This window comes from Pseudomonas tremae (genome assembly GCF_001401155.1).
GTDB classification, from domain to species: Bacteria; Pseudomonadota; Gammaproteobacteria; order Pseudomonadales; family Pseudomonadaceae; genus Aquipseudomonas; species Aquipseudomonas tremae.
This window is the reverse complement of the sequence record NZ_LJRO01000199.1, coordinates 1-231: the sequence shown is the minus strand read 5'-3', so window position 1 is coordinate 231 and position 231 is coordinate 1. Positions and strand designations below refer to the sequence as shown.

The 231-nt window shown below is 61.0% G+C and carries 1 pseudogene; it reads left to right on the top strand.

The annotated features are described in order from the left end of the window. Positions 1 to 231: pseudogene (locus ALO43_RS14045) on the top strand (alpha/beta hydrolase); the annotation flags it as partial.

Below are 231 nucleotides of genomic sequence, written 5' to 3'. Positions count from 1 at the left end.
TCTATCCCGAGCAAGGTGTTCCGTTCACACCCGACAAGGCGCGACTGCAGTATCAGGATGTGAACCTCACCGCCGCCGATGGTACGCGCCTGCATGGCTGGTGGCTGCCCGCGAAAGAGGGTGTGCCGGTCAAGGGTACGGTGCTGCATCTGCATGGCAACGGCGGCAATCTGTCCTGGCACCTTGGTGGCGTCTGGTGGTTGCCCGAGCAGCTGTCTCTTATACACATCT